The organism is Microbacterium sp., from assembly GCF_047605725.1.
Lineage (GTDB): Bacteria > Actinomycetota > Actinomycetes > Actinomycetales > Microbacteriaceae > Microbacterium.
In genome coordinates this window covers 54,340-80,551 of sequence record NZ_JASGFE010000003.1, presented here as the reverse complement: position 1 = coordinate 80,551, position 26,212 = coordinate 54,340, and the positions used below count along the sequence as shown (strand labels likewise).

The 26,212-nt window shown below is 71.6% G+C and carries 22 protein-coding genes; 21 read left to right on the top strand and 1 reads right to left on the bottom strand.

The window, feature by feature from the left end:
* The 3 genes from carB to gmk form a co-directional block, all read left to right on the top strand.
* Positions 1-2,315: carbamoyl-phosphate synthase large subunit (gene carB, locus QM641_RS01570; RefSeq protein WP_415112772.1), on the top strand; the 2,315-nt coding region annotated here is incomplete at its 5' end.
* Positions 2,316-2,482: 167 nt separating this feature from the next.
* On the top strand, positions 2,483-3,334 hold the full coding sequence (pyrF, locus tag QM641_RS01565; protein ID WP_415112770.1) for an orotidine-5'-phosphate decarboxylase: 852 nt from the start codon (positions 2,483-2,485) through the stop codon (positions 3,332-3,334).
* Positions 3,331-4,227, top strand: a complete 897-nt coding sequence (gmk, locus tag QM641_RS01560) for a guanylate kinase (RefSeq protein ID WP_415112768.1) — start codon at positions 3,331-3,333, stop codon at positions 4,225-4,227. Before pyrF ends, gmk begins: the two co-directional genes overlap by 4 nt.
* Before the next feature lie 109 nt (positions 4,228-4,336).
* On the opposite strand, the gene QM641_RS01555 is transcribed toward gmk, so the two are convergent.
* Positions 4,337-5,824: a DUF2142 domain-containing protein gene (locus QM641_RS01555; protein WP_415112766.1), complete on the bottom strand. Its 1,488-nt coding sequence runs from the start codon at positions 5,822-5,824 to the stop codon at positions 4,337-4,339.
* Between the two features lie 228 nt (positions 5,825-6,052).
* On the opposite strand from QM641_RS01555, the gene rpoZ reads away from it, so the two are divergent.
* From rpoZ to QM641_RS01465, 18 genes are all read left to right on the top strand, one after another.
* Positions 6,053-6,307 carry a DNA-directed RNA polymerase subunit omega gene (gene rpoZ / locus QM641_RS01550; RefSeq protein ID WP_415112764.1) on the top strand — a complete coding sequence of 85 codons (255 nt, stop codon included), beginning with the start codon at positions 6,053-6,055 and terminating at the stop codon, positions 6,305-6,307.
* Positions 6,308-6,439: 132 nt separating this feature from the next.
* Positions 6,440-7,633: a methionine adenosyltransferase gene (metK, locus tag QM641_RS01545; RefSeq protein ID WP_415112762.1), complete on the top strand. Its 1,194-nt coding sequence runs from the start codon at positions 6,440-6,442 to the stop codon at positions 7,631-7,633.
* A gap of 10 nt (positions 7,634-7,643) precedes the next feature.
* Complete coding sequence (locus tag QM641_RS01540) at positions 7,644-9,596, top strand: primosomal protein N' (RefSeq protein ID WP_415112760.1); 1,953 nt, start codon at positions 7,644-7,646, stop codon at positions 9,594-9,596.
* Between the two features lie 8 nt (positions 9,597-9,604).
* Entirely contained in the window at positions 9,605-10,522 is a 918-nt protein-coding gene (gene fmt / locus QM641_RS01535) for a methionyl-tRNA formyltransferase (protein WP_415112758.1), read from the top strand.
* Complete coding sequence (locus tag QM641_RS01530) at positions 10,519-11,871, top strand: RsmB/NOP family class I SAM-dependent RNA methyltransferase (RefSeq protein WP_415112756.1); 1,353 nt, start codon at positions 10,519-10,521, stop codon at positions 11,869-11,871. Before fmt ends, QM641_RS01530 begins: the two co-directional genes overlap by 4 nt.
* A gap of 45 nt (positions 11,872-11,916) precedes the next feature.
* Positions 11,917-12,594 (top strand): ribulose-phosphate 3-epimerase, encoded by a 678-nt coding sequence (gene rpe, locus QM641_RS01525; protein WP_415112754.1) that lies wholly within the window; start codon positions 11,917-11,919, stop codon positions 12,592-12,594.
* Positions 12,595-12,640: 46 nt separating this feature from the next.
* Complete coding sequence (locus QM641_RS01520; protein WP_415112752.1) at positions 12,641-12,904, top strand: phosphoribosyl-ATP diphosphatase; 264 nt, start codon at positions 12,641-12,643, stop codon at positions 12,902-12,904.
* A gap of 38 nt (positions 12,905-12,942) precedes the next feature.
* Positions 12,943-13,785 (top strand): ATP phosphoribosyltransferase, encoded by an 843-nt coding sequence (gene hisG, locus QM641_RS01515; protein ID WP_415112750.1) that lies wholly within the window; start codon positions 12,943-12,945, stop codon positions 13,783-13,785.
* A 1-nt stretch (position 13,786) separates the two neighbouring features.
* Complete coding sequence (gene hisF, locus QM641_RS01510) at positions 13,787-14,551, top strand: imidazole glycerol phosphate synthase subunit HisF (RefSeq protein ID WP_415112748.1); 765 nt, start codon at positions 13,787-13,789, stop codon at positions 14,549-14,551.
* Positions 14,548-14,964 (top strand): phosphoribosyl-AMP cyclohydrolase, encoded by a 417-nt coding sequence (gene hisI, locus QM641_RS01505; RefSeq protein ID WP_415112746.1) that lies wholly within the window; start codon positions 14,548-14,550, stop codon positions 14,962-14,964. The genes hisF and hisI overlap by 4 nt, the downstream gene beginning before the upstream one ends.
* Positions 14,965-15,183: 219 nt before the next feature.
* Positions 15,184-15,789 carry a Trp biosynthesis-associated membrane protein gene (locus QM641_RS01500; protein ID WP_415112744.1) on the top strand — a complete coding sequence of 202 codons (606 nt, stop codon included), beginning with the start codon at positions 15,184-15,186 and terminating at the stop codon, positions 15,787-15,789.
* A gap of 73 nt (positions 15,790-15,862) precedes the next feature.
* The gene (locus QM641_RS01495) at positions 15,863-16,093 is read left to right on the top strand and encodes a DUF6704 family protein (protein ID WP_415112742.1); all 231 of its coding nucleotides are present in this window, start codon (positions 15,863-15,865) and stop codon (positions 16,091-16,093) included.
* Between the two features lies 1 nt (position 16,094).
* Positions 16,095-16,871 (top strand): indole-3-glycerol phosphate synthase TrpC, encoded by a 777-nt coding sequence (gene trpC, locus QM641_RS01490; protein ID WP_415112740.1) that lies wholly within the window; start codon positions 16,095-16,097, stop codon positions 16,869-16,871.
* Positions 16,868-18,076, top strand: a complete 1,209-nt coding sequence (gene trpB / locus QM641_RS01485; RefSeq protein ID WP_415112738.1) for a tryptophan synthase subunit beta — start codon at positions 16,868-16,870, stop codon at positions 18,074-18,076. Before trpC ends, trpB begins: the two co-directional genes overlap by 4 nt.
* Entirely contained in the window at positions 18,073-18,861 is a 789-nt protein-coding gene (gene trpA, locus QM641_RS01480) for a tryptophan synthase subunit alpha (RefSeq protein ID WP_415112736.1), read from the top strand. The genes trpB and trpA overlap by 4 nt, the downstream gene beginning before the upstream one ends.
* A gap of 221 nt (positions 18,862-19,082) precedes the next feature.
* The gene (lgt, locus tag QM641_RS01475) at positions 19,083-20,060 is read left to right on the top strand and encodes a prolipoprotein diacylglyceryl transferase (protein ID WP_415112734.1); all 978 of its coding nucleotides are present in this window, start codon (positions 19,083-19,085) and stop codon (positions 20,058-20,060) included.
* 68 nt (positions 20,061-20,128) lie between these two features.
* Positions 20,129-24,709: a glutamate synthase large subunit gene (gltB, locus tag QM641_RS01470; RefSeq protein ID WP_415112732.1), complete on the top strand. Its 4,581-nt coding sequence runs from the start codon at positions 20,129-20,131 to the stop codon at positions 24,707-24,709.
* Positions 24,702-26,168, top strand: coding sequence for a glutamate synthase subunit beta (locus QM641_RS01465; RefSeq protein WP_415112730.1), 1,467 nt, complete (start codon positions 24,702-24,704; stop codon positions 26,166-26,168). Before gltB ends, QM641_RS01465 begins: the two co-directional genes overlap by 8 nt.
* The last annotated feature ends 44 nt before the right edge of the window (positions 26,169-26,212 follow it).

Below are 26,212 nucleotides of genomic sequence, written 5' to 3'. Positions count from 1 at the left end.
TCGCGATCGGCTACCGCCTCGACGAGGTGCCCAACGACATCACGCAGGCGACCCCCGCGAGCTTCGAGCCGACGCTGGACTACGTCGTCGTGAAGGTGCCGCGGTTCAACTTCGAGAAGTTCCCCGCCGCCGATGCGACCCTCACGACCACCATGAAGTCGGTCGGCGAGGCGATGGCGATCGGCCGCAACTACGCGACCGCGCTGCAGAAGGCGCTGCGGTCGCTGGAGAAGCGCGGCTCGAGCTTCCACTGGGGCGAGGAGCATCGGTCGGTGGCGGAGTTGCTGGAGATCGCGAAGGTCCCCACCGACGGCCGCATCGTCGTGCTGCAACAGGCGATGCGGTTCGGCGCGACGATCGAGCAGGCCTTCGAGGCGACGAAGATCGACCCCTGGTTCCTCGACCAGATCGCCCTCATCAACGAGGTCGCGGCCTTCGTGGAGCAGGCGCCCGAGCTGGATGCCGCCGTGCTGCGGATCGCGAAGGAGCACGGCTTCTCCGACGCGCAGCTCGCGCAGCTGCGGGGGCTTTCCGAGGCCGAGATCCGCGGCATCCGCCACGGGCTCGGCATCCGCCCCGTCTACAAGACGGTCGACACGTGCGCGGGGGAGTTCCCGGCGCTCACGCCCTACCACTACTCGTCGTACGACCACGAGACCGAGGTCACCCCGAGCGAGCGGACGAAGGTCGTCATCATCGGGTCGGGGCCGAACCGCATCGGCCAGGGCGTCGAGTTCGACTACTCCTGTGTGCACGCGTCGTTCGCGCTGTCGGATGCCGGGTACGAGACGATCATGGTCAACTGCAACCCCGAGACCGTCTCCACCGACTACGACACCAGCGACCGGCTGTACTTCGAGCCGCTGACCCTCGAGGACGTGCTCGAGGTGCTGCACGCCGAGTCGCAGTCGGGCAGGATCCTCGGCGTCGTGTGCCAGCTGGGCGGGCAGACCCCGCTCGGTCTTGCGAAGGGCATCGAGCAGGCCGGCTACACGATCCTCGGCACCTCTCCCGCCGCCATCGACATCGCCGAGGAGCGCGAGCTGTTCTCGCAGCTGCTCGACCGGGCGGGCCTGGTCGCTCCCCGTCACGATACCGCCATCGACGAGGCGGGTGCCGTCGCGATCGCCGAGGAGATCGGCTACCCCGTGCTCGTGCGCCCGAGCTTCGTGCTCGGCGGCCGCGGCATGGAGATCGTGTACGACACCGAGAGCCTGCGCGACTACTTCGTGCGCACTGCCGGCGAGATCATCATCGGAGAGGGCAAGCCGCTGCTGGTGGACCGCTTCCTCGACGACGCGATCGAGCTCGACGTCGACGCGCTCTACGACGGCGAGGAGCTGTACATCGGCGGCGTCATGGAGCACCTCGAAGAGGCCGGCATCCACTCCGGCGACTCCTCCTGCACCCTCCCGCCGGTCTCCCTCGGGCGCACCGAGATCGATCGCGTGCGCACCGCGACCCTCGCGATCGCCGAGGGCGTCGGGGTGCGCGGGCTGCTGAACGTGCAGTTCGCCGTCTCGGCGGGGGTGCTCTACGTCATCGAGGCCAACCCGCGCGCCTCCCGCACGGTGCCGTTCGTCTCGAAGGCCCTCGGCATCCCGCTGGCCAAGGCCGCCTCGCGGATCATGGCGGGCGCGACGATCGCCGAGCTCAAAGCTGAGGGGCTGCTTCCCGCGCAGGACGGCTCGCGCGTGCCGCTGGACGCGCCGGTCGCGGTGAAGGAGGCGGTGCTGCCGTTCAAGCGGTTCCGCACCGCAGACGGGCGCACGGTCGACTCCGTCCTCGGGCCGGAGATGCGCTCGACGGGCGAGGTGATGGGCATCGACCGCGACTTCCCGACCGCGTTCGCCAAGAGCCAGGCGGCCGCCTACGGCGGCATGCCGACGGAGGGCACCGTGTTCCTCTCGGTCGCCGACGACGACAAGCGCGCCGTCATCCTGCCGGCGCACCGTCTGCAGGAGCTGGGCTTCCGCATCCTCGCCACCGAGGGCACAGCGGAGATCCTCGCGCGCAACGGCATCCGCGTCGAGGTTGTGGGCAAGTACTCCCAGACGCAGGCCACGGGCACCCGGAACGTCGTCGACCTCATCAACGAGGGCCGCGTCGACATCGTCGTGAACACCCCCTCGGGCGGCATCGCGCGCGCGGATGGCTACGAGATCCGCGCCGCGGCGGTCGCGGGGGACAAGGCCCTGTTCACCACGATGGCGGTGCTGGGTGCCGCCGTCTCGGCACTTCCCGTCCTGCGCGAGGGCTTCCGCGTGCGGAGCCTGCAGGAGTACGGCGCCGACCGGAAGGCTTCGGGAGGTTGAGCACTGCTGTCCGCGGCAATGCCGGGCGAGCACGTTTCGTCTCGTCGCTGCGCTCCTCGCGAGGCGTCCGGGGCACGTACAGTCGCCCGCGAGCGCCGGTCGCCCCGCGAGTGAAGCGAGTCGAAACGCAGAGCCGAAACGCAGAGAGCCCACAGAGAGGAACGACCATGACGGGGTTCGGGGAGCGCGTCCGGCACACGATCGCTGAGAACGGCCCGCTGTGCGTCGGCATCGACCCGCACGAGGCGCTGCTGCGCGCCTGGGGGCTCGAGGTCTCGGCATCCGGCGTGCGTGATTTCGGACTGCGCACGGTCGAGGCCGCCGCAGGCCGTGTCGGCATCGTCAAGCCACAGGTCTCGTTCTTCGAGCGGTTCGGCTCGGCGGGGTTCGCCGCTTTGGAAGAGGTCGTCGCGGCCGCTCGCGTGGCCGGGCTGATCGTCATCGCGGATGCCAAGCGCGGCGACATCGGCACGACGATGGATGCCTACGCGGCCGCGTGGCTCACGCCCGGCGTGCCGCTGGAGGCGGACGCGCTGACCGTCAATCCCTATCTGGGCGTCGGGGCGCTGACGGACACGTTCGATCTCGCCGACACCCACGGCAAGGGCGTCTTCGTCCTCGCCGCGACGAGCAACCCCGAGGCGATCGATCTGCAGCGCGCGATCTCCCAGGGTGCCGACCAGCCGCCGCGCACCCTGCCCCATCTCGTCATCGACGACGTCACCGCGTGGGCACTCGCGCGCGGGCGACCCGATCAGTGGTCGCCGATCGGGTTCGTCGTCGGCGCGACCGTGGACCATCATTTCTCCGGACTGCCCGAGGTGCTGCGGGTGCCGGCGCCGATTCTCGCGCCGGGCTTCGGCGCCCAGGGCGCCGAGCCCGCCCAGTTGCGCGATCGGTTCGGAAAGCTGGCGCCGTTCGTCATCGGCAGCGAGAGCCGCAGCATCCTCTCCGCGGGTCCCGACGGCCTCGCCGCGCGGATCGAGGAGCGCGCGGCCCTGTACCGTAGAGAGCGATGACTGACACGCGCCGCCCCCCGGAGGTCGATCGAGCCGCGGCATCCCGTCGCGCCGTCGCGGCGCGCCGCGAGCGCGCCGCACTCAAGAACGACGTCGCCACCCGCGTCATCACACCGCAAGAGCTGCTGCGCCGGGCGCTCGAGCACCCCGAGTCTCCCGCCGGAGCGATGCGGGTGACGGAGTTCCTCACCGCTCTTCCGGCGATCGGCGAGGGCAAGCGCGACCGCATCCTCGCCGACCTCCAGATCTCTCCCGTCAAGCGCCTCGGCGGCCTCGGGGTGCGCCAGCGGACCGCGCTCCAGGCGTGGCTGGACACCCGCTTCCCGCCCCGTGCGGCTCGTCCTGGCCGCAGTCGCCTCCTCGTGCTGGCCGGACCCACCGCTGTGGGCAAGGGCACCGTCGCGGCGCACATCCGCGACCACCACCCCGAGATCCACCTCTCGGTGTCGGCGACGACGCGGCCGCCGCGCCCGGGCGAGGCGCATGGCGAGCACTATTTCTTCGTCGACGATGCCGAGTTCGATCGCATGATCGCCGCGGGCGAGCTGCTCGAGCACGCGACCGTGCACAACCGCTATCGTTACGGCACCCCGAAGGACCCGATCGACCGCGCCCTCGCGCAGGGGCGCACGGTGCTGCTGGAGATCGACCTGCAGGGAGCCCGCCAGGTGCACGCCGCAGCCCCCGATGCGCTCCTCGTCTTTCTCCTGCCGCCGAGCTGGGACGAGCTCGTCCAGCGCTTGGTCGGCCGCGGCACCGAGGATGCCGAGGAACGTGCCCGGCGGCTGAAGACCGCCAAGCACGAGCTCGCCGCCCAGGCGGAGTTCGACTATCGCGTCGTCAACGACGACGTGGCCCGCGCCGCGGCCGAGGTCGCCGCGCTCGCGCGCTGACACCGTCGCCCGGCCGCCACGGCGCCCAGCAGTGACTCGGGCACAGGCCGTGGGAAACGGCACTGTGCCCGAGCGACTGTCGAATCCGACCGGGGGCCTGTGAGATGACTCAGCCCGCGGCGGTCCGCATCGCGCGCACGGTCAGCGCCAGGGCGAGCGCCGAGGTCACACCTGTCGCCGCCACCACGAGCAGGGTGGCGGGGGCCCCGGCCGGGGACAGCGCAAGCCACGCACCGAGCCCTGCCGGGTAGAAGCCGCGAAACGCCACACCCAACCCGAGCGCAGCGAGAAAGGCGAAGCTGAGCAGGAGCACGACCCCCGCTCTTCTGTGAGAGGAGGGCGCGACCAGACGCCTCCACGCCAACGTGCTCAGGGCGATCAGGGGAACCATGACGACGAAGAAATAGCGTCCCTGCATCCCGCTCGGCAGCTGACTTCGCACATAGCTCGGCCAGGTCATGGCTATCAGGGCGATGACGCACACCAGGGGCACAGCGGCGAGGGTCACCGATTGCCACAGCAGCGGTCCGCGGCGGATCGCGAACGCTGCGACGACGACCAGGCAGACGACCGTGATGACGTCGGTGAGGAAATAGGGGAGCGGTGTGTCGAGGTGTCCGAATCCTCCCCAGAAGCTGTTGGAGATGCGGTGCCACAGGTTCTCCGTGAAGAAGATCACGCTCGGTCCCTCGCCCTCGGGCCAGGGGTTCGCGTCGTAGAGCAGTCCTGCCGGCTGCAGGGTTCCGTAGAGGAGAACATTGCGTATCCACCACCACCCGCCGCAGCTGGCGACGGCCATCGCGACGGTGGCACGCAGCAACCGGCGCCCGAGCCTCAGCCCTGCGGGCCACACCAGCAGGACGACTCCCACGAAGCCGACCAAGGGCAATGCGGTGGACTTGGTCAGCAGCGCCACGGCCAACGTGGAGCCCATCCCGACGACCGACCACCAGCTCTTGTCTCCGGTCATCATGCGAACCCCGAAGTAGACCACGGCGGAGACGGCGGCCACCGCGAGTGTGTCGTTGGACACGGAGCCGAGAATGTTGGCGAGCCGTGGCACGGCCAGAAGCGAAGCCGCCGCGAGGATCGCCGCGCGCGGCGACCCGGTGAGGCGGCGCACGGCGCTCCAGGCGAAAAAGGGCAGGAGGAGAGCGAAAAGCAGGCCGGCGAGCCGTAACGCCAAGAGCGCGCGGTCAGCGCGGATGTCCAGGTAGTCCACCGCGTGGAGGACGGCCGCCGCGTACGCGTAGTAGAGCGGCGGATGCTGCGTCATCTGGTCCAGCCCGTCGTAGCCGGGGTGGGCCTCCTGCAGCTCGTGGAACGTCGACCGCTCCTCGGCGACGACATCGCGCTCGGCCTCGGCTGCGACCACCATCGCCAGCAGCTGGGCGTCACCGGGCGCCGGCCATCCGCCGCCCTCGGCCAGACGGATCGCGGAGTTGACATGGATCGCCTCGTCCGGCGAGTCGTACAGCGGCGTCAGAATGGCCCACAGCGCCACCACGCAGACAAACGCCGCGGTGATCGCGACGAGGGTGCGCTTTTCCCAGCTCTTGACGGGCGGAAGGCCCTCGGTCACGCGCGCCTCCGACATCCCAGAAGCCTATCGAAGCCGGGCTGCGCAGACCCGGGACGACGACACGTCGTTCCGCAGTCGCTCGAGCACAGTCCGCAGGCCGCGCCACTGTGGCCGAGCGACTGCGGAACGGGGGCAGTTTGGGATTTGGCCTGTAGAATGGCGGGATGCCGTGGCGCGCTGCGCCGGCATCCGAGGCTTCCCCTCCTCATCCGCCCCACAGCCATCCGATCCAGGAGGTTCACCATGGCCACTCGCGACCAGGGCATCATCGACCCGCCCATCGACGCACTGCTCGAGAAGGTCGACTCGAAGTACCAGCTCGTGATCTACGCGTCCAAGCGCGCGCGCCAGATCAACGACTACTACTCGGATCTGCACGAGGGCAACCTCTTCGACAACGTCGGCCCGCTCGTCGACTCGACCATCGAGGACAAGCCGCTGACGATCGCGCTGCACGAGATCCACGAGGACAAGCTGCGGCTGCGCCTCGTCGACTGAGTATCTCCGCGGGGGGCGCTCACCCCGTGCCGTATGACGCCCCGTGGCGCTGCCATGCCCGCGTTCCCCGACGCATGTCGGTGGCCGCGGGCATGATGTCTGTGCGACACCACCGATCTTGAGGAGCCTGCGATGAGCCGACTGCGTCTGTTCACCTCCGAGTCCGTCACCGAGGGACACCCCGACAAGATCTGCGACCAGATCTCCGACGCGATCCTCGACGCGATCCTCACCGACGATCCGCACGGGCGGGTCGCGGTCGAGACGCTCGTGACGACGGGGCTCGTGCACGTCGCCGGCGAGGTCTCCACGCGCGCCTACGTGGAGATCCCCGCGATCGTCCGCGACGTCGTCAACCGCATCGGCTACACGTCGAGCGAGACCGGCTTCGACGGCGACTCGTGCGGCGTGAGCGTATCGATCGGCGCGCAGTCCTCCGACATCGCCGCGGGTGTCGACAAGGCATTCGAACGGCGTGAGGACGGCTCCGAGGACCCGCACGACCTGCAGGGCGCCGGCGACCAGGGCATCATGTTCGGCTATGCGACGAACGAGACGCCGCAGCTCATGCCCCTGGCGATCTGGACGGCGCACCGCATCGCCGAGCGCCTGGCCGAGGTGCGCCGCGACGGCAGCCTGCCGTTCCTGCGGCCCGACGGCAAGACGCAGGTGACCCTCGGCTATGACGGTGCGACCCCGAAGACCGTCGAGTCGGTCGTGCTGTCCACCCAGCACCACCCCGACATCTCGCAGAAGGCGCTGCGCGCCGCGGTGCGTGCCGAGGTCATCGACCCCGTGCTGGAGCGGACCGGCCTGGAGCTGCCCGACGTGCGTTACTACATCAACCCGGCGGGGCCGTTCGTGATCGGCGGGCCCAAGGGCGACGCCGGGCTCACCGGCCGCAAGATCATCATCGACACCTACGGCGGCGCGTCCCGCCACGGCGGCGGTGCGTTCAGCGGCAAGGACCCGTCGAAGGTCGACCGCTCCGCCGCGTACGCGATGCGCTGGGTGGCCAAGAACGCAGTGGCCGCGGGACTCGCCGACCGCCTCGAGGTGCAGGTCGCCTACGCGATCGGCAAGGCGAAGCCGGTGGGGCTCTACGTCGAGACGTTCGGCACCGGTCACGTCGGCGACGAGGTCATCACCGCGGCGATCCGCGATGTGTTCGATCTGCGCCCGAGGGCCATCATCGACCGCCTCGACCTGCTTCGTCCGATCTACGCGCAGACGGCGGCCTACGGTCACTTCGGTCGTGAACTGCCCGACTTCACGTGGGAGCGCACCGACCGTGCCGAGGAGCTGCGCGCCGCCGCCGGGCTCTGACGGGGCATCCGTGATCACCGTCGCGCGCGTGCTCATCGACTCGCCGCTGCCCCAGCTCGACCGCCTCTTCGACTACGCCATTCCTGCCGAGTTGGATGCCGCAGCCGTCCCCGGTGTGCGGGTCGCCGTCCCGCTGCGCAGCGCCGGCCGCGTCGTCGAGGGCTACCTCGTCGAGCGGGGCGACGCTGTCCCGGGCGACCGGCCGCTATCGGCCCTGGAGGCGATCGTCTCGCCGGTCGTGCTCATGCCCGCGGCGCTGTACGAGCTCGCCCGGCGGGCTGCCGAGCGGGCCGCCGGCTCGACCAGCGACGTCCTGCGCCTCGCGATCCCGCGCCGCATGGTGCGCGCCGAGAAGGCCTGGCTCGCCGCCGATCCGCCGCGCACCCCCCTCGTCGCCGAGGCCGCGCAGCGCTGGGCGGCGGGCGTGCTCGCCGGTCACCCAGGCCTTGCCCACGGGTTGGATGCCGGTGAGCGCCTGGCCGTCGACGCGCCGCCGCGGCCGTCCGTCGATCGCCCGGTGGGCGCGTGGGCCGAGCTGCTGGCCGCCGTGGCGGTGCACGCGCTGCAGGGCGGACGCAGCGCCGTGCTCGTCGTGCCGGACCACCGCGATCTCGACCAGGTGCTCGAGGCGCTCGCCGGGCGTGTGCCCGACGAGGCGGTCGTGCGCGACGACGCCGCCCGCTCTGCCCCGGAACGGTACCGGTCCTACCTGCGTGTGCTGGCGGGGGAGCCGTGCGTGGTCGTCGGGAACCGCTCCAGCGTGTACGCGCCGGCGCACGACGTGGGCGTGGTCGCGCTGTGGGACGACGGCGATCCCCTGCTGGCCGAGCCGCTCAGCCCGGGCGTGCACGCACGCGACGCGGCGCTGCTGCGGCAGGAGCAGGAGGGGAGCGCGCTGGTCTTCGCGGGCCACACGCGCACGACCGACGTGGAGCGGCTGGTCGGCCTCGGCTGGGTGCGCGAGGTGCCCGCGGCCCGGCGTGAGACCCCGCGCATCGTGCTTCCCCCGGTCGGCGAGGCCGGTGGTGCCCGCGTGCCCTCGACGGCCTTCGCCGCCGCGCGCGACGCGCTCGCGCACGGCCCGGTGCTCGTGCAGGTCGCCCGCCCCGGCTATGCGCCGGTGCTCGTGTGCGCCGGCTGTCGCACATCCGCGCACTGTGCGCACTGCGGGGGACCGCTGCGCGCGCGTCGCCCGGGCGTCGTGCCGGAGTGCGCGTGGTGCGGGCGCCCCGCACCGGGATGGACGTGCCCGGCGTGCGCGTCGACGCGGCTGCGCATGGCATCGTCGGGCAGCGAGCGTACCGCCGACGAGCTCGGCCGCGCCTTCCCGAACACACGCGTCGTCGTCGCCGACGGCGAGCACTCGGTCGGCCGCGTCGACTCCCGGCCGGCCCTTGTGGTCGCCACGCGCGGCGCGGAGCCGTTCGCCGAGGGCGGCTATCGTGCCGTGATCCTGCTCGACGGAGACCGCATGCTGCTGACCGAGCAGCTGCGCATCGGCGAGTCGTGCCTGCGCTGGTGGTCGAATGCGGCGGCGCTGGCCGCCCCCGGCGCTCCGGTGCATCTGGTCGGGGTGACCGGTCCGGTGGCGCGCGCGTTCGCGACCTGGACCCAGCCCGCCTATGCGCGCAGCCAGCTCGCCGAGCGCGCGCCCCTGCTCATGCCGCCGACCGTCCGCGTCGCGGCCGTGGAGGGCGAGGCCGACGCGGTGCGCGAGACGCTCGAGGAGCTGCGCGCGGCCGTGCCGACGCTGGCCGAGGCGGCGATCCTCGGGCCGGTGCCGGCGGGCGAGGCGGGCGTGCGCGCGCTCGTGCGCTTCGACTACGCCGCCGGGCGCCGGGTGGCGGCATCGCTGCGCGCTGCCGTGGTCGCCCGCGCGCTCGGCCGCCGACGCGTCCGAGGAGCGCGCACGCCCCGCACTACACTCAGGGTGCGGCTCGACGTGCCCGAGCTCGACCTGTGAGGAGCCCGATGCGCATCGTCTTCGCCGGCACGCCCGCGCCGGCACTGCCGTCGCTGCAGGCGGTCGCGGCATCCGCCCACGACCTCGTCGGCGTCCTCACCCGCACCGATGCACCGGTCGGCCGCAAGCGCGTGCTCACGCCGTCTCCGGTCGCCGCCGTGGCCGCCGAGCGGGGTGTGCCCGTCGTCAAGACCGACCGGCTGGATGCCGCGGCCACCGACGCCGTCGCCTCCTGGCAGCCCGACCTCGGGGTCGTCGTGGCCTACGGCGGGCTCGTGCGCGAGCCGCTGCTGTCGCTGCCACGGTACGGCTGGATCAACCTGCACTTCTCGCTCCTGCCGCGCTGGCGCGGCGCCGCACCGGTGCAGCACGCGCTCGTCGCCGGCGATCGCGTGACCGGGGCCAGCGTCTTCCGGCTCGTGGCGGCGCTCGATGCCGGCGACGTCTACCGCGAGCTGCGCTACCCCGTGCCCCGCGGCGCGACCGCGGGCGACGTGCTCGCCGAGCTCGCGGTGCGCGGCGCGGAGCTGCTCGTCCAGGTCGTCGACGACCTCGCTGCGGGCACGGCGGTCGCCCGTCCCCAGGAGGGGGAGCCGACGTTCGCCCCGAAGCTCACGATCGCCGACGGGCTCCTCGACTTCGCCCAGAGCGCCGAGCGCGTGCTCGACCGCTTCCGCGGCACGACCCCCGAGCCCGGCGCGCACACCACCGTCGACGGGCAGCGGCTGAAGGTGCTCGCCGCCCTGCGCGGTCCCGATGCCGACCTCGCTCCGGGTGCGCTCGCCCTGGTCGGCCGCGACGTCGTGGCCGGCACCGGCGACGGCACAGTTCTCCTGCGCACCGTGCAGCCGGCGGGCAAGGGACCGATGGCCGCCGCGGACTGGTGGCGGGGCCTGCGCCTTCACGACCCGCGGGTCGGATCGTGAATCCCGCGCGCACCGTCGCCTTCCAGACGATCAGGGCCGTCTCGGGCACCGACGCGTACGCCAACCTGCTGCTGCCGCACGAGATCGCCCGAGCGGGCCTGTCGCCTGCCGACGCGGGCCTGGCGACCGAGCTCACGTACGGCACGCTCCGGCGGCAGGGCACCTACGACGCGATCATCGCGGATGCCGCGGGCAGGACCCCCTCGGCGATCGACCCGCCGGTGCTCGACGCGCTGCGGCTCGGCGTTCACCAGCTGCTGTCGACGCGCGTGGCAGCCCACGCCGCCGTGCACGAGAGCGTCGAGCTCGTGCGGGCGACATCGGGGAGAAGGGCCACCGGGTTCGCCAACGCCGTGCTGCGCCGCGTCTCGGAGCGCTCGCTGGAGGAGTGGCTCGCCCGGCTGGAGCGGGGCGCACGCTCGGACGACGAGCGGGTCGGGCTGCGGTTCGCCCATCCGGTGTGGGTGCTGCGAGCATTCCGGCGCGCGCTCGCAGCCGAGGGCCGCGCGGGGGAGCTGGAGCAGCTCCTGGCCGCCGACAACCTCGCCCCGGCGGTGACCCTGGCCGCTCTGCCGGGGCTCGCGGAGCGGCCCGCAGAGGCGGCGGCCACGCCGTACTCGCCGATCGGGTTCCGCCTGGGCGGACCGCCCGAGCGCGTCGTCGCGGAGGCGGGCGGACAGGTCCGCGTGCAGGACGAGGGGTCTCAGCTCGCGGCGCTCGCCCTGTCGCGGGTCGCTCCGGTGCGCGCGGGCGAGCGGTGGCTCGACCTGTGCGCCGCACCCGGCGGGAAGACCGCGGTGCTGGCGGCCGAGGCGTACGCGGGTGGGGCGAGGCTGGAGGCCAACGAGCTGTCGCCCGCGCGTGCGAAGCTCGTGCGGGATTCGGTGGCGGGGGTTCCGCTGGAGGTTCCGGTATCGGAGGACGATGGCCGCCGCCGCGCCGGTCAGGGCCGGTACGACCGCATCCTCGTCGATGCCCCGTGCACGGGGCTCGGGGCCCTCCGGCGCCGGCCCGAAGCGCGCTGGCGCAAGACCCCCGCCGACGTGCGCGAGCTCACCGCGCTGCAGGTGGAGCTCCTCACCGCGGCGGTCGGCGCGCTCGCCCCGGGCGGCGTCGTCGCCTACGTCACGTGCTCACCGCACCTGGCCGAGACGGCCGCGGTGGTCGCCGAGGTGCGCCGCGCCGCGGGGGAAGCGGTGGAGGAGCTCGACGCGCGACAGGTCGTGGCATCCGTCGCCGCCTCCGACCTCGACCTGCCGCCGCAGGCCGACGGGTCCGGTCGTGCCCAGCTCTGGCCGCATCGGCACGGCACCGACGCGATGTCGATCTCGCTGCTGCGCCGACGCTGACAGCGATGCGGCGGCCTGCGGCACGGTCCTGGCCATAATGGGAGCGTGCCCGCAGACGACCCAGACCTCCGCATCAATCCCAGCATCCTGGCCGCCGACTTCGTGAACATGCAGGCGGAGCTGGCCCGCATCGCCTCGGCCGACTTCGTGCACGTCGACGTCATGGACAACCACTTCGTGCCGAACCTCACGTTCGGCCCGCAGATGGTCGAGCGCATCCAGGCGACCAGCCCGGTCCCGCTCGACGTGCACCTCATGATCACCGACCCCGACCGCTGGGCGCCCGCGTACGCGGAGCTGGGCGCGGCATCCGTCACCTTCCACCTGGAGGCGGCCACCGAACCGGTCGCGCTCGCGCGCCGACTCCGCGCCGTCGGGTCCCGCGCCGGTGTCGCCGTCAAGCCCGCGACACCGGTCGACGGACTGTTCGACCTGCTCGACGACTTCGACCAGATCCTCGTGATGACCGTCGAGCCCGGCTTCGGGGGACAGTCGTTCATGCCCGAGACCATGCCCAAGCTCCGACGCCTGGCCGACGAGGCCCGACGGCGGGGCTCGGCGGTGTGGCTGCAGGTCGACGGCGGCATCGCGCCGGGCACGATCGAGCAGGCCGCCGAGGCCGGCGCGGACACGTTCGTCGCCGGCTCCGCGGTGTTCGGCGCCGGCGATCCGGATGCCGCGATCGCCGCTCTCCGCCACGCCGCGGCCGCGCACCGACACTGACGCCCCCCCGCGCACCGGGGTCGGTCCCACCGACTACCCTGGAGGGGTGAAGACGTTCGACGGCCTGTTCGCGGAGCTGACCGCGATCGCGGCGGCGCGCCCGGAGGGATCCGGTACCGTGGCCCAGCTCGACCGCGGCGTCCACGCGATCGGGAAGAAGATCGTGGAGGAGGCCGCCGAGGTCTGGATGGCCGCGGAGTACGAGCCCGACGAGGCGACGGCCGAGGAGATCTCGCAGCTGCTCTACCACCTGCAGGTCCTCATGCTCGCCAAGGGCCTCACTCCCGAGGACGTCTACCGACATCTGTGAGCGCGCCGCCTCCGACCGCTCCGAACCGAAAGACCTCCATGCTGCGCATCGCCGTGCCCAACAAGGGCTCACTCGCTGAGACCGCCGCCGAGCTGCTCCACGAAGCCGGCTACGTCGGCCGTCGCGACTCCAAAGACCTCCACATCATCGATCCGGTCAACGACGTGGAGTTCTTCTACCTCCGACCGAAGGACATCGCCACCTACGTCGGCTCGGGCGCCCTCGATGTCGGCATCACCGGCCGCGACCTGCTGCGCGACGCGCGGATGCCGGGGGCCCGGGAGATCGAGGCGCTCGGGTTCGCGAGCTCGACCTTCCGCTTCGCGGCTCCGCCCGGACGCTTCGCCGAGCTCGCCGACCTCGACGGTGCACGCATCGCGACCTCGTACCCGGGTCTGGTCGACGCCTTTCTCGACGAGCACGGCGTGGCCGTCGACCTCGTGCCGCTCGACGGCGCGGTGGAGTCGGCCGTGCGGCTCGGCGTCGCCGACGCCGTCGCCGACGTGGTCGAGACCGGCACGACGCTGCGTCAGGCAGGGCTGGAGGTCTTCGGTCCCGTCATCCTCCGCTCCGAGGGAGTGCTCATCACGGGGGCCGACGAGGCTCCGGGCACCGAGACGCTGCTGCGGCGCCTGCGCGGCGTGCTGGTCGCGCGCCGGTACGTGCTCGTCGACTACGACCTGCCGGTCGCGCGCCTCGACGAGGCGACGGCGATCGCGCCGGGCATCGAGTCGCCGACGGTGTCGCCGCTGCGCGACCCGGAGTGGGTGGCGGTGAGGGTCCAGGTGCCGCGCGCGGGGGTCAACCAGGCGATGGACGCGCTGTACGCGATCGGCGCCCGGGCGATCCTCGTGACCGCGATCCACAACGCGAGGCTGTGACATGAGCCTCGCGTGCCGCGTGATCCCGTGCCTCGACGTCGCCGACGGCCGCGTCGTCAAGGGTGTGAACTTCGAGAACCTGCGCGAGATGGGCGACCCGGTCGAGCTCGCCCGCCGCTACTACGCGCAGGGTGCCGACGAGCTCACCTTCCTCGACGTGACCGCGACCGTGGACGACCGCGCCACGACCTACGACGTCGTGCGGCGCACCGCCGAGCAGGTGTTCATCCCGCTCACCGTGGGCGGCGGGGTGCGCTCCGTCGACGACGTCGCGCGCCTGCTGAGCGTCGGCGCCGACAAGGTCGGGGTGAACTCCGCCGCGATCGCCCGGCCGGGCCTGGTCGACGAGATCGCCGATCGCTTCGGCGCGCAGGTGCTGGTGCTCTCGCTCGACGTCAAGCGTGCCGCGGGCACCCGCTCCGGCTTCATCGTGACGACCCATGGCGGGCGGACCGCGACCGACCTCGACGCCCTGGACTGGGCGCGCGAGGCGATCGAGCGGGGGGCGGGGGAGCTGCTGGTCAACTCGATCGACGCCGACGGCACGAAGGACGGCTTCGACCTGGAACTGGTCGGGCTCATGCGCGAGCTCTCCAGCGTCCCGGTGATCGCCTCCGGCGGGGCGGGAGAGGCCGCCGACTTCACGCCGGCGGTGCGGGCCGGCGCCGACGCGGTGCTCGCGGCATCCGTCTTCCACTCCGGCCACCTCACGATCGGCGAGGTCAAGGACGCGCTCGCCGCCGACGGCATCGAGGTGCGCCGGTGAACGCGCCCGAGAGCGTCGCCGACCGCATCGCGCGCGTCGCGTTCAACGCCGACGGCCTGGTCGCGGCGATCGTGCAGCAGCACGACACGCGCGAGGTGCTCATGCTCGGGTGGATGGATGCCGAGGCGCTCCGGCGCACGCTCACCACCGGCCGCGTGACGTTCTGGTCGCGTTCGCGCCAGGAGTACTGGCGCAAGGGCGACACGTCCGGACACATCCAGCTCGTGCGCGGCGCGCGCCTGGACTGCGACGGCGACGCCGTGCTGGTGTCGGTCGAGCAGGTAGGGGTCGCGTGCCACACCGGCACCCGCACGTGCTTCGACGCCGACGACCTCGACCCCGTCGTCGACCTCGACCCCGCGGTCGGCCCCGAGCCCGCGGTGGGCCCCGACGCGCCGGCATCCGCTCCCTGAGCACCCGCACGCGGCCCCCAACCCGCGGCATCCGCTCCCTGAGCACCCGCACGAACTTCGGAGTATTGCGCGTACTTCGGACGATCGGGCCGAAATCCTCCGAAGTACGCGCGGTTCTCCGAACTTCGTCGCGCATCGACGCGAACAGCGTGGTGCGCGGCCGTCGCAGGCTACGCTCGTAGGGCCGTTTCCACGCTCCGTCCTCCACCCGTTAGGCCGATGACCCACCGCCCCCGCACGCTCGCCGTTCTCGCGATCGTCCTCGGCGGCGCGATCGGCGTGCTGTCGTCCACCCAGCCGTGGCTGGAGGTGACACTCGCCGGTGGCGGCCCGTCGTCGCTCTCGGTCGCCGGCGCGTCCGCGGTCGCGGTGCTGGCGCCGTTGAGCCTCGCCGCCCTCGCTCTCGGGCTCGCCCTGTCGATCGTGGGCGTCGCGCTGCGCTACGGCTTCGCCGTCCTCGCGCTCGTGCTCGGCGGCGCTATCGCGGTCATGTCGTGGCGCATCGCGACCCAGCGTCCGCTCGACGCGGTCGCCGCGAGCGTCACCGAGGCGACCGGCCTGAGCGGCACCGCCGCGGTCGCCGACCTCGTCGAGCAGGTCGCGGGCACGGCGTGGCCGTGGCTCGCGGTCGTCGCGGGCGCGGCGATCGTCGCGGGCGGCGTGATCGCCCTCGCGACCGCGCGGTCGTGGCGCAGCGGCGCGAGCCGCTACCGCACCGGACGCGACGCCCCCGGCCCCGCGGCGGCGCGCCCGCACGACGCGGCCCGGTCCGACGCCATCGACTCGTGGGACGACCTGTCGCGCGGCGACGATCCGACAGCCTGACAGGGATGCGGCGCGGCGAAGCCCGTCACCGCTACACTGGAGCGGCGTACTGCGCCGCATGCGAAGGAGAACCATGAGCAACCCCATCGCCGACCCGGGTCACGGACACTCCCCGGCCGCCTGGACGGCCGTCATCATCATGCTGGCCGCGTTCGCCTTCGGGACGTTGTTCTACTGGCTCGACCTCGCCCACCTCGTCTGGGCATCGGTCGGCCTGCTCCTGATCGGGCCGATCGTCGGCTGGATCATGGCCAAGGCGGGCTACGGCGTCAACGGACCCAAGTACACCCCGAAAGCACACTGACATGCTCGCCGACCTCACGGCCGGCGCGGTGGAGGATGCCGAAGAGCGTAAGCTCGTCCGGCCGATCAAGGCCGTGGAGGAGTTCGCCCTCGCCCAGACGCCCGCGCGCGACGCGCTCGCGGCACTCGCCCCGTCCGACCGCGTCAAGATCATCGCCGAGATCAAGCGCGCGAGCCCTTCGCGGGGGAGTCTTGCGGAGATCTCCGATCCGGCCGAGCAGGCCCGCCGGTACGAGCGCGGGGGAGCGTCGGCGATCTCGGTGCTGACCGAGGGGCGCCGCTTCAAGGGGAGCCTGGCGGACCTGGAGTCCGTGAAGGCCGCCGTCGGTCTGCCGGTGCTGCGAAAGGACTTCATCGCCACGCCCTACCAGGTGCTCGAGGCGCGGGCGGCCGGTGCCGACCTGGTCCTCTTGATCGTCGCCGCGCTCGACCAGCCGCTGCTGGCGGAGCTGCACGCGCTCGCCCTCGAGCTCGGGATGACCCCGCTCGTGGAGACGCACTCGCTCGACGAGGTGCACCGCGCCGCCGACGTCGGCGCACGCCTGGTGGGCGTGAACGCGCGCGACCTGTCGACCTTCGAGCTCGACCGCGACCTGTTCGGCCGTCTCGCCGAGCACATTCCGGCGGATGCCGTGAAGATCGCCGAGTCGGCCGTGCTCGCCCCCGCCGACGTCGCGCACTACCGCGCTGCGGGAGCCGACGTCGTCCTCATCGGCGAGGCCCTCGTCACCGGTGACCCGGTGGAGACCCTGCACGCGTTCCTGGAGGCCGGCGGATGAGCCTGCGTGAGGCATCCGGTCCGTTCTTCGGCGAGTTCGGCGGGAGGTACATGCCCGAGTCGCTCATCGCCGCGATCGACGAGCTGACCGCCGAGTACGAGGCGGCCAAGGCCGACCCGGCCTTCCAGGCGGAGTTCGTCCGGCTCCTGCATTCCTACGCAGGGCGTCCCTCGCCGCTGACCGAGGTGGCGCGCTTCGCCGAGCACGCCGGCGGCGCGCGGGTTTTCCTCAAGCGCGAGGACCTCAACCACACCGGCTCGCACAAGATCAACAACGTGCTCGGCCAGGCGCTGCTGACCAAGCGGCTCGGCAAGACACGGGTCATCGCCGAGACCGGCGCCGGCCAGCACGGCGTGGCCACCGCGACCGCGGCGGCCCTGTTCGGCTTCGACTGCACGATCTACATGGGCGAGGTCGACACCGAGCGTCAGGCCCTCAACGTCGCGCGCATGCGCCTGCTGGGCGCGGAGGTCGTGCCCGTCACGAACGGGTCGCGCACCCTCAAGGACGCCATCAACGAGGCGTACCGCGACTGGGTGGCATCCGTCGAGACGACGAACTATGTCTTCGGTACCGCGGCAGGCCCCCACCCGTTCCCCGCGATGGTGCGCGACTTCCAGAAGGTCATCTCCGAGGAGGCGCGTGCGCAGCTGCTGGCGGAGACCGGACGGCTGCCGGATGCCGTCGTGGCGTGCGTGGGCGGCGGGTCCAACGCGATCGGCATGTTCGACGCGTTCCTCGACGACGAGGGCGTGGCGCTCTACGGCGTCGAGGCCGCCGGCGACGGCGTCGACACCCCGCGGCACGCCGCCTCGATCGAGCGCGGGCGGCCCGGCGTGCTGCACGGCGCGAAGACCTACGTGCTGCAGGACGAGGACGGCCAGACGATCGAGTCGCACTCGATCTCGGCGGGGCTCGACTACCCGGGCGTCGGCCCCGAGCACGCGTGGCTCGCCGAGATCGGGCGCGCCACGTACATCCCGGCGACGGATGCCGAGGCGATGGACGCGCTGCGCCTGCTCAGTCGCACCGAGGGCATCATCCCCGCGATCGAGTCCGCGCACGCCCTCGCCGGCGCGCTGCGGCTGGGCCGCGAGCTCGGACCCGACGCGATCATCGCGGTGAGCCTTTCCGGCCGCGGCGACAAGGACATGGACACCGCGGCGCGCTGGTTCGGGCTGTACGACGAAGGGGCCGGCGCATGAGCTCACGGGTCACCGCGGCGATCGAGTCCGCCCACGCCGCCGGCCGGGGAGCGTTCGTCGGCTACCTGCCGATCGGCTTCCCCGACCTGGACACGAGCATCGAGGCTGCGGTGACCCTGGCCGAGTCAGGGGCCGACATCCTCGAGCTCGGCCCGCCGTACTCCGATCCGGTCATGGACGGCCCGGTCATCCAGGAGGCGACGCAGTCGGCCCTGGCGGCCGGCTTCCGGCTGCGCGACACGTTCACGGCGGTCCGGGCGATCTCCGCCCGCGTCGACGTGCCGATCCTCGTGATGACGTACTGGAACCCGGTGCTGCAGTACGGCGTCGACCGCTACGCTGACGACCTGCTCGCCGCGGGGGGAGCCGGTCTGATCACGCCCGACATCACCCCCGATGCGGCGGGCGCGTGGATCGCTGCGTCGGAGCGAACGGGGCTCGACCGCGTGTTCCTGGCCGCGCCGACCTCCACCGACGAGCGGCTCGAGCTCATCGTGCGCAGCTCGACCGGGTTCGTCTACACGGTGGCGACGATGGGCATAACGGGAGAGCGGGCGGAGCTGGATGCCGCATCCCACACCCTGGTGGCACGCCTGCGCGCGCACGGGGTGGGCAAGGCATGCGTCGGCATCGGCATCTCCACGCCCGACCAGGTCGCAGGCGTGCTCGAGTACGCCGACGGGGCCATCGTGGGCACGGCCCTGGTGCGTGCGCTTCGAGACGGCGGCCTGGAGGGCCTCGCCGAGACGGCCCGAGCCCTGGCATCCGGAACGTCGCTGCGCTGAGACCCGCCTCTCTCCCGCCCCGCGCCCACCTCTCGCCCGCCCCGCGCCCGCCTCTTCCCGGGCCTCTTCCCTCGTCTTCGCCCGCCGAGTCACTGCCTTCCTGCCGAGTCACTGCGCTGCAACAGAGTGACTCGCTGGCAAGGCAGTGACTCGCGAGCGTGAGCAGTGACTCGGACGCCGGGGCGTCGAGCGCCGTGCGTGCCCCGCCTAGACTCGTACGCATGCCTTCCGTGCTCACCAGCATCCCGAGCCCGCCGATCAGCAGCCTCTCGATCGGTCCGGTGACGATCCACCTCTATGCGCTGTGCATCCTCACCGGCATCGTCGTGGCCACGCTCATGACGAACCGGCGGCTCACGCGACGCGGCGCGGAGCCGTGGGTGGTCATCGACATCCTCATCCTCGCGGTGCCGCTCGGGCTGATCGGGGCGCGGTTCTACCACGTCTTCACGCACGCCTCCTACTACTTCCGCGAGGGCGCGCAGTGGTGGAACCCGTTCGAGAAGGATGCCATCTGGAACATCTGGGACGGCGGAATCGCCATCTTCGGTGCGCTCATCGGCGGCGCCGTGGGCGCGTGGCTCGGATGCCGTTGGACCGGCGTGCGCTTCTGGAGCTTCGCGGACGCGCTCGCCCCGGGCCTGCTGATGGCACAGGCTCTCGGCCGGTTCGGCAACTGGTTCAACCAGGAGCTGTTCGGTCTGCCCACCGACCTGCCGTGGGGCTTGGAGATCTCCGCCGACAACCCCGCGATCCCGTCGGGCCTCCCCGCGGGGACCCTGTTCCACCCGACCTTCCTCTACGAGGTGATCTGGAACTCGCTCGGTGTCGTCGTCCTGCTGTGGGCGGGCACGCACCTCGTGCTCCGATGGGGCCGGCTGTTCGGCCTGTACCTGGTCTGGTACGGCGCGGGGCGCATCGTGTGGGAGAACATCCGGATCGATCCGAGCGACATCATCCTCGGACTTCGCACCAACGTGTGGGCGGCGATCCTCGCCGTGGTGGTGGGCGTGGCCATCCTGATCGTGCAGGGCCGCCGGCATGCGTCTCTGGAGCCGTCCGTCTACGCGCCGGGACGCGAACGCGGCGGTCGCGGGGCTGTACAATCGCAGAACACCGACGAGTACGTGGACACCAGCGAGCCCCCGGCACCCGAGGTCGATGAGGCCGAAGCGATGAGCACCACGGCCGCGAAGTAGCATCCATCCGGGCCGACGCCGTCCCTTCCTGAAGCCAGATCTGCGAAGCCAGAGTGAGGACGGTACGCATGCCGACGAGTCCCGGTCGCACCCCCCGCGGTGTGGACAGCGCCCTTCCGATGCGGCAGGGGATGTACAACCCTGCCTTCGAGAAGGACGCGTGCGGCCTGGCCATGGTGGCCACGCTCCGCGGGACCGCCGGCCATGACATCGTCGACCTCGCCCTCACGGCGCTGCGCAATCTGGAGCACCGCGGCGCCATCGGATCGGATGCCGGCACCGGTGACGGCGCCGGCATCCTGACCCAGATGCCGGATGTCTTCTTCCGCGCGGTCACCGGGTTCGCGTTGCCGCCGGTCGGGGAGTACGCGGCGGGGCTGGCCTTCCTCCCGCGCGGGACGAGCGAACGCGTGGAGCTGAAGGCGGGCATCGAGCGCCTCGCGGCGGCGGAGGGTCTCACCGTCCTCGGCTGGCGCAGCGTCCCCACCGCCGAGGAGCACCTCGGCAAGCTCGCGCACGAGGCCCGTCCCGAGTTCGAGCAGCTGTTCCTGTCCTGCCCGGCTGCGGGCGAGGCCCCGGCGGTCTCCGGCATCGCGCTGGACCGACTCGCCTACCGGCTCCGCAAGCGGGCTCAGCACGAGCTCGGCGCCTACTTCGTCTCTCTCTCCTCGCGCACGATCGGCTACAAGGGAATGGTGACGACGCTCCAGTTGGAGCCGTTCTACCCCGACCTGCAGGACGAGCGGTACGCGACCGAGCTCGCCGTGGTCCACTCGCGCTACTCGACGAACACGTTCCCGTCCTGGCCGTTGGCGCAGCCGCTGCGGATGCTCGCACACAACGGCGAGATCAACACGGTCGGCGGAAACCGCAACTGGATGCGCGCGCGGCAGTCCCAGCTGGAGTCCGAGCTGCTGGGCGACCTCCGTCCCCTCCTGCCCATCTGCACCGACGGGGCGAGTGACTCGGCCTCCTTCGACGAGGTGCTCGAGCTCCTCACCCTGAGCGGGCGCAGCCTCCCGCACGCGATCATGATGATGGTGCCGGAGGCCTACGAGAAGCAGACCGACATCTCCCCGCGGCTGCGGGCCTTCTACGACTACCACTCGCTGCAGATGGAGCCCTGGGACGGACCTGCCGCACTCATCTTCACCGACGGCACGCTCGTGGGAGCGACGCTGGACCGCAACGGTCTGCGTCCCGGGCGATGGACCGAGACGACCGACGGCCTCGTCGTCATCGGCAGTGAGACCGGCGTGCTGGAGTTCGACCCGGAGCGCATCAAGCGCCGCGGTCGACTGCGCCCCGGGCGAATGTTTCTCGTCGACACCGCACAGGCCCGCATCGTCGAGGACGAGGAGATCAAGTCCCAGCTGGCCGACCAGGAGCCGTGGGAGCTGTGGCTGCGTCAGCGCGTGCAGCTGGCCGAGCTTCCCGAGCGCGAGCACATCGTGCATCCGATCGCCTCCATCACGCGCCGCCAGCGCACCTTCGGGTACACCGAGGAGGAGGTGAAGATCCTCCTCACGCCGATGGGCCAGACCGGGGCGGAGCCGCTGGGAGCGATGGGCAGCGACACGCCCGTCGCAGCCCTCAGCGATCGCCCCCGCCTGCTGTTCGACTACTTCACGCAGCAGTTCGCCCAGGTGACCAACCCGCCGCTGGACTCGATCCGCGAGGAGGTCGTCACCAGCCTTCGCACGAGCCTGGGCAATGAGGGCAATCTCCTGTCCTGGGGTCCCGACCACGCGCGCCAGATCACCCTCGACTTCCCGGTGATCGACAACGACGAGCTCGCCAAGATCCAGAACATCGCGCGCACGATGCCGGGGCGCCGGGCCGTGACGCTCAAGGGCCTGTACCACTTCGACGCCGGTCCCGGCACCATGCGCGCACGCCTCGACGAGCTGTGCGCCGAGGCCGACGCCGCGATCGCCGGCGGAGCGGAGTTCCTCATCCTGAGCGACCGCGACTCCAACAAGGATCTCGCCCCGATCCCGTCGCTGCTGATGGTCTCGGCCGTGCATCACCATCTCATCCGCAACGAGACCCGCATGAAGGTCGGTCTCGTCGTCGAGGCGGGCGACGTGCGCGAGGTGCACCACGTGGCCACGCTCATCGGGTACGGGGCGTCCGCGGTGAACCCGTATCTCGCGATGGAGACGGTCGAATACCTCGTCCGTACCGGGCTCATCAGCGGGATCACTCCCGAGAAGGCCGTGCGGAACCTCATCTACGCGCTCGGCAAGGGCGTGTTGAAGATCATGTCCAAGATGGGCATCTCGACGGTCGCCTCCTACTGCGGCGCGCAGGCGTTCGAGGCCATCGGCCTTGCCCAGGACGTCATCGACACCTACTTCACCGGCACCGAGTCCAAGATCGGCGGCATCGGGCTGGAGGACATCGAGGCCGAGAACCAGATCCGGCACGACTACGCCTACCCCGAGGACGAGGCGGCACGAGCGCACGAGCGCCTGTGGACCGGTGGCGAGTATCAGTGGCGCCGAGAGGGGCCGCCGCACCTGTTCAACCCCGACACGGTCTTCCGGCTTCAGCACTCCACGCGCACGCGCCGCTATGACATCTTCCGCGAGTACACGCGCCGGGTGGACGACCAGGCGGCCGAGCTGAAGACGCTGCGCGGACTGTTCCGCCTACGGACAGGCGTACGCCCGGCCGTGCCGATCGACGAGGTCGAGCCGGTCTCCACGATCGTGAAGCGCTTCTCCACGGGTGCGATGAGCTACGGCTCGATCTCCAAGGAGGCGCACGAGACGCTCGCGATCGCGATGAACCGGATCGGCGGCAAGTCGAACACCGGCGAGGGCGGCGAGGACCTCGAGCGCCTGCTCGACCCGGAACGTCGCAGCGCCATCAAACAGGTCGCGTCGGGACGGTTCGGCGTGACGAGCATGTACCTCACTCACGCCGACGACATCCAGATCAAGCTGGCGCAGGGCGCCAAGCCCGGCGAGGGCGGCCAGCTGCCGCCGGCGAAGGTGTACCCGTGGATCGCCCGCACGCGCGGTGGCACCCCGGGGGTCGGGCTCATCTCGCCCCCGCCGCACCACGACATCTACTCGATCGAAGACCTCAAGCAGTTGATCTTCGACCTCAAGCGCGCCAATCCCGCCGCGCGCGTGCACGTCAAGCTCGTGAGCCAGTCGGGCATCGGCGCGGTGGCTGCAGGCACCGCGAAGGCGCTCGCCGACGTCATCCTCGTCTCCGGCCACGACGGCGGCACCGGCGCCAGCCCGCTGAACTCCCTCAAGCACGCCGGCACCCCGTGGGAGCTGGGGCTGGCCGAGACCCAGCAGACGCTGATGCTCAACGACATGCGCGCGCGCGTGGTGGTGCAGGCTGACGGCCAGCTCAAGACCGGGCGCGACGTGATCGTGGCGGCCCTGCTGGGCGCGGAGGAGTTCGGCTTCGCCACCACCGCGCTCGTGGTGTCCGGCTGCATCATGATGCGCGTATGCCACCTCGACACCTGTCCGGTGGGCGTGGCCACCCAGAACCCGGTGCTGCGCTCGCGCTTCGCCGGCAAGCCGGAGTTCGTCGTGAACTTCATGGAGTTCATCGCCGAAGAGGTGCGGGAGTACCTCGCAGAGCTCGGGTTCCGCTCGCTCGACGAGGCGATCGGCCACAACGAGCTGCTCGATGTCGATCATGCGGTCGAGCACTGGAAGGCGAGCGGGCTCGATCTGTCGCCGATCCTGGAGGGCCCGGCCTTCCCGGTCGACGCACCGCGCCGCAATCTCCGGGCGCAGGATCACGAGCTCGACCAGCACTTCGACATCCCGCTCATCGCCATGTCCCGCGACGCGCTCGTGGACCGGGCCCCGGTGCTCATCGAGGTGCCGATCCGCAACACCGCGCGCGCGGTCGGGACCATGCTCGGCAACGAGGTCACGCGCCGTCACGGCGCCGAAGGCCTGCCGCGGGAGGCGATCGACATCACCCTGCACGGCACCGCCGGACAGTCACTGGGCGCCTTCATCCCGCAGGGCATCGTGCTGCGACTGGAAGGCGACGCGAACGACTACGTGGGCAAGGGACTCTCCGGCGGCGACATCACGATCCGGCCGCCTCGCGCGTCGACGATCGTGCCGCACGAGAACGTCATCGCGGGGAACGTGATCGGCTATGGCGCGACGGCGGGGAGCCTGTTCATCTCCGGCATCGTCGGCGAGCGGTTCCTCGTGCGCAACTCGGGGGCGACCGCCGTCGTGGAGGGCGTCGGCGATCACGCGCTGGAGTACATGACCGGCGGACTCGCCGTCATCCTCGGCGAGACCGGTCGCAACCTCGGCGCCGGCATGTCCGGCGGGATCGCGTACGTCCACCGGCTGCGTCGTGAGAAGGTCAACGCGCAGGCCCTCGCCGCTGACGAGCTCACCCTCACCACACTCGACCGCGCCGACCTCGAGGTGCTGCGCAGCCTCCTCGCCGAGCACGTCGAGCGCACCGGATCGCCCCGCGCCGCGGAGCTGCTCGGCCGGATGGACGAGGCCGCAGACGAGTTCGTGAAGGTGCTCCCGCGCGATTACGCGGCGGTGCTGCAGACCCGGGAGGATGCCTTGGCAGAGGGGCTGGACCCCGATGGCGATGTCGTATGGACCCGCATCCTGGAGGTGACCGGTGGCTGACCCCAAGGGCTTTCTCAACGTGACCACGCGGGAGCTGCCCGCACGTCGGCCGGTGCCGGTGCGGATCATGGACTGGAAAGAGGTGTACGAGCCCGGTGACACCGCCGTGCTGCGCCGACAGGCCGGGCGCTGTATGGACTGCGGCATCCCGTTCTGTCATCAGGGCTGTCCGCTCGGCAATCTGATTCCGGAATGGAACGACCTCACCTGGCGCGGGGAGTTCCGCAGCGCCATCGAGCGCCTGCACGCGACGAACAACTTCCCCGAGTTCACGGGCCGGCTCTGCCCTGCCCCGTGCGAGAGCGCGTGCGTGCTCGGCATCAATCAGCCTGCCGTCACGATCAAGCAGGTGGAGGTCTCGATCATCGACGAGGCGTTCTCGCGCGGCTGGGTCGAACCGGAGCCGCCGGCGCGACTGACCGGCAAGACCGTCGCCGTGGTCGGCTCCGGGCCGGCCGGGCTCGCCGCCGCCCAGCAGCTGACCCGCGCAGGGCACACGGTCGCCGTGTATGAGCGCGACGACCGCATCGGCGGTCTGCTGCGCTACGGCATCCCCGATTTCAAGATGGAGAAGCGCCACCTGGAGTCGCGCCTTCGCCAGATGCAGGACGAGGGCACACGCTTCCGCGCCGGGGTGGAGATCGGTCGGGACATCACCTGGGACGACCTGCGCACGCGCTACGACGCGGTCGTGATCGCCACCGGAAGCACCGTCCCGCGCGATCTGCCGATCCCGGGCCGCGACCTCGACGGCGTGCACTTCGCGATGGAGTACCTCGTCGAGTCCAACCGGGCGGTCGCGGGGGATGCCGTCGCGCATCAGATCACGGCCAAGGGAAAGCACGTCGTGGTGATCGGCGGCGGTGACACCGGTGCCGACTGCATCGGCACCGCACATCGGCAGGGCGCCCTGAGCGTCACGAACCTCGCGATCGGGCTGCGTCCGCCCGAGGACAGACCCGCCCACCAGCCGTGGCCGATGACGCCGACGGTGTTCGAGGTGCAGTCGGCTCACGAGGAGGGCGGCGAACGGACGTACCTCGCCTCGACCGTGGAGTTCCTGGGCAACGAGGCCGGCGAGGTGCGGGCGCTACGCGTGGCGGAGACCGCGTTCGTCGACGGCCGTCGGGTGCCGCGCAGCGGCACCGAACGGGACATCCCCGCCGACCTCGTGCTGATCGCGATGGGGTTCACCGGCCCCGAGCGCACGCCGCTGGAGGATCAGCTCGGCATGGCCTTCACGTCGCGCGGGAACGTCGAGCGCGATGCCTCGTACGAGACGAGCGCACCGGGCGTCTTCGTGGCGGGAGACGCCGGACGCGGGCAGTCCCTCATCGTCTGGGCGATAGCGGAGGGGCGGTCCGCGGCCGCCGCCGCGGACCGGCACCTGATGGGACGCACGACGCTTCCGTCACCGGTTGCACCGACGGACTCCGCGATCAGCCTGCAATCCGCGTAGGCTGGGGCAGACCGCATGGCAACCGAATCGAACGAACCGGAGTC

Bases quoted from the DNA above. Each gene is read 5' to 3' on its own strand.
- QM641_RS01555 (WP_415112766.1), bottom strand. From the start codon at position 5,824: ATGTCGGAGGCGCGCGTGACCGAGGGCCTTCCGCCCGTCAAGAGCTGG.
- trpC (WP_415112740.1), top strand. From the start codon at position 16,095: ATGCTCGCCGACCTCACGGCCGGCGCGGTGGAGGATGCCGAAGAGCGT.
- trpA (WP_415112736.1), top strand. From the start codon at position 18,073: ATGAGCTCACGGGTCACCGCGGCGATCGAGTCCGCCCACGCCGCCGGC.
- lgt (WP_415112734.1), top strand. From the start codon at position 19,083: ATGCCTTCCGTGCTCACCAGCATCCCGAGCCCGCCGATCAGCAGCCTC.
- pyrF (WP_415112770.1), top strand. From the start codon at position 2,483: ATGACGGGGTTCGGGGAGCGCGTCCGGCACACGATCGCTGAGAACGGC.
- fmt (WP_415112758.1), top strand. From the start codon at position 9,605: ATGCGCATCGTCTTCGCCGGCACGCCCGCGCCGGCACTGCCGTCGCTG.
- metK (WP_415112762.1), top strand. From the start codon at position 6,440: ATGAGCCGACTGCGTCTGTTCACCTCCGAGTCCGTCACCGAGGGACAC.
- gmk (WP_415112768.1), top strand. From the start codon at position 3,331: ATGACTGACACGCGCCGCCCCCCGGAGGTCGATCGAGCCGCGGCATCC.
- hisG (WP_415112750.1), top strand. From the start codon at position 12,943: ATGCTGCGCATCGCCGTGCCCAACAAGGGCTCACTCGCTGAGACCGCC.
- hisF (WP_415112748.1), top strand. From the start codon at position 13,787: ATGAGCCTCGCGTGCCGCGTGATCCCGTGCCTCGACGTCGCCGACGGC.
- QM641_RS01500 (WP_415112744.1), top strand. From the start codon at position 15,184: ATGACCCACCGCCCCCGCACGCTCGCCGTTCTCGCGATCGTCCTCGGC.
- rpoZ (WP_415112764.1), top strand. From the start codon at position 6,053: ATGGCCACTCGCGACCAGGGCATCATCGACCCGCCCATCGACGCACTG.
- trpB (WP_415112738.1), top strand. From the start codon at position 16,868: ATGAGCCTGCGTGAGGCATCCGGTCCGTTCTTCGGCGAGTTCGGCGGG.
- QM641_RS01495 (WP_415112742.1), top strand. From the start codon at position 15,863: ATGAGCAACCCCATCGCCGACCCGGGTCACGGACACTCCCCGGCCGCC.
- gltB (WP_415112732.1), top strand. From the start codon at position 20,129: ATGCCGACGAGTCCCGGTCGCACCCCCCGCGGTGTGGACAGCGCCCTT.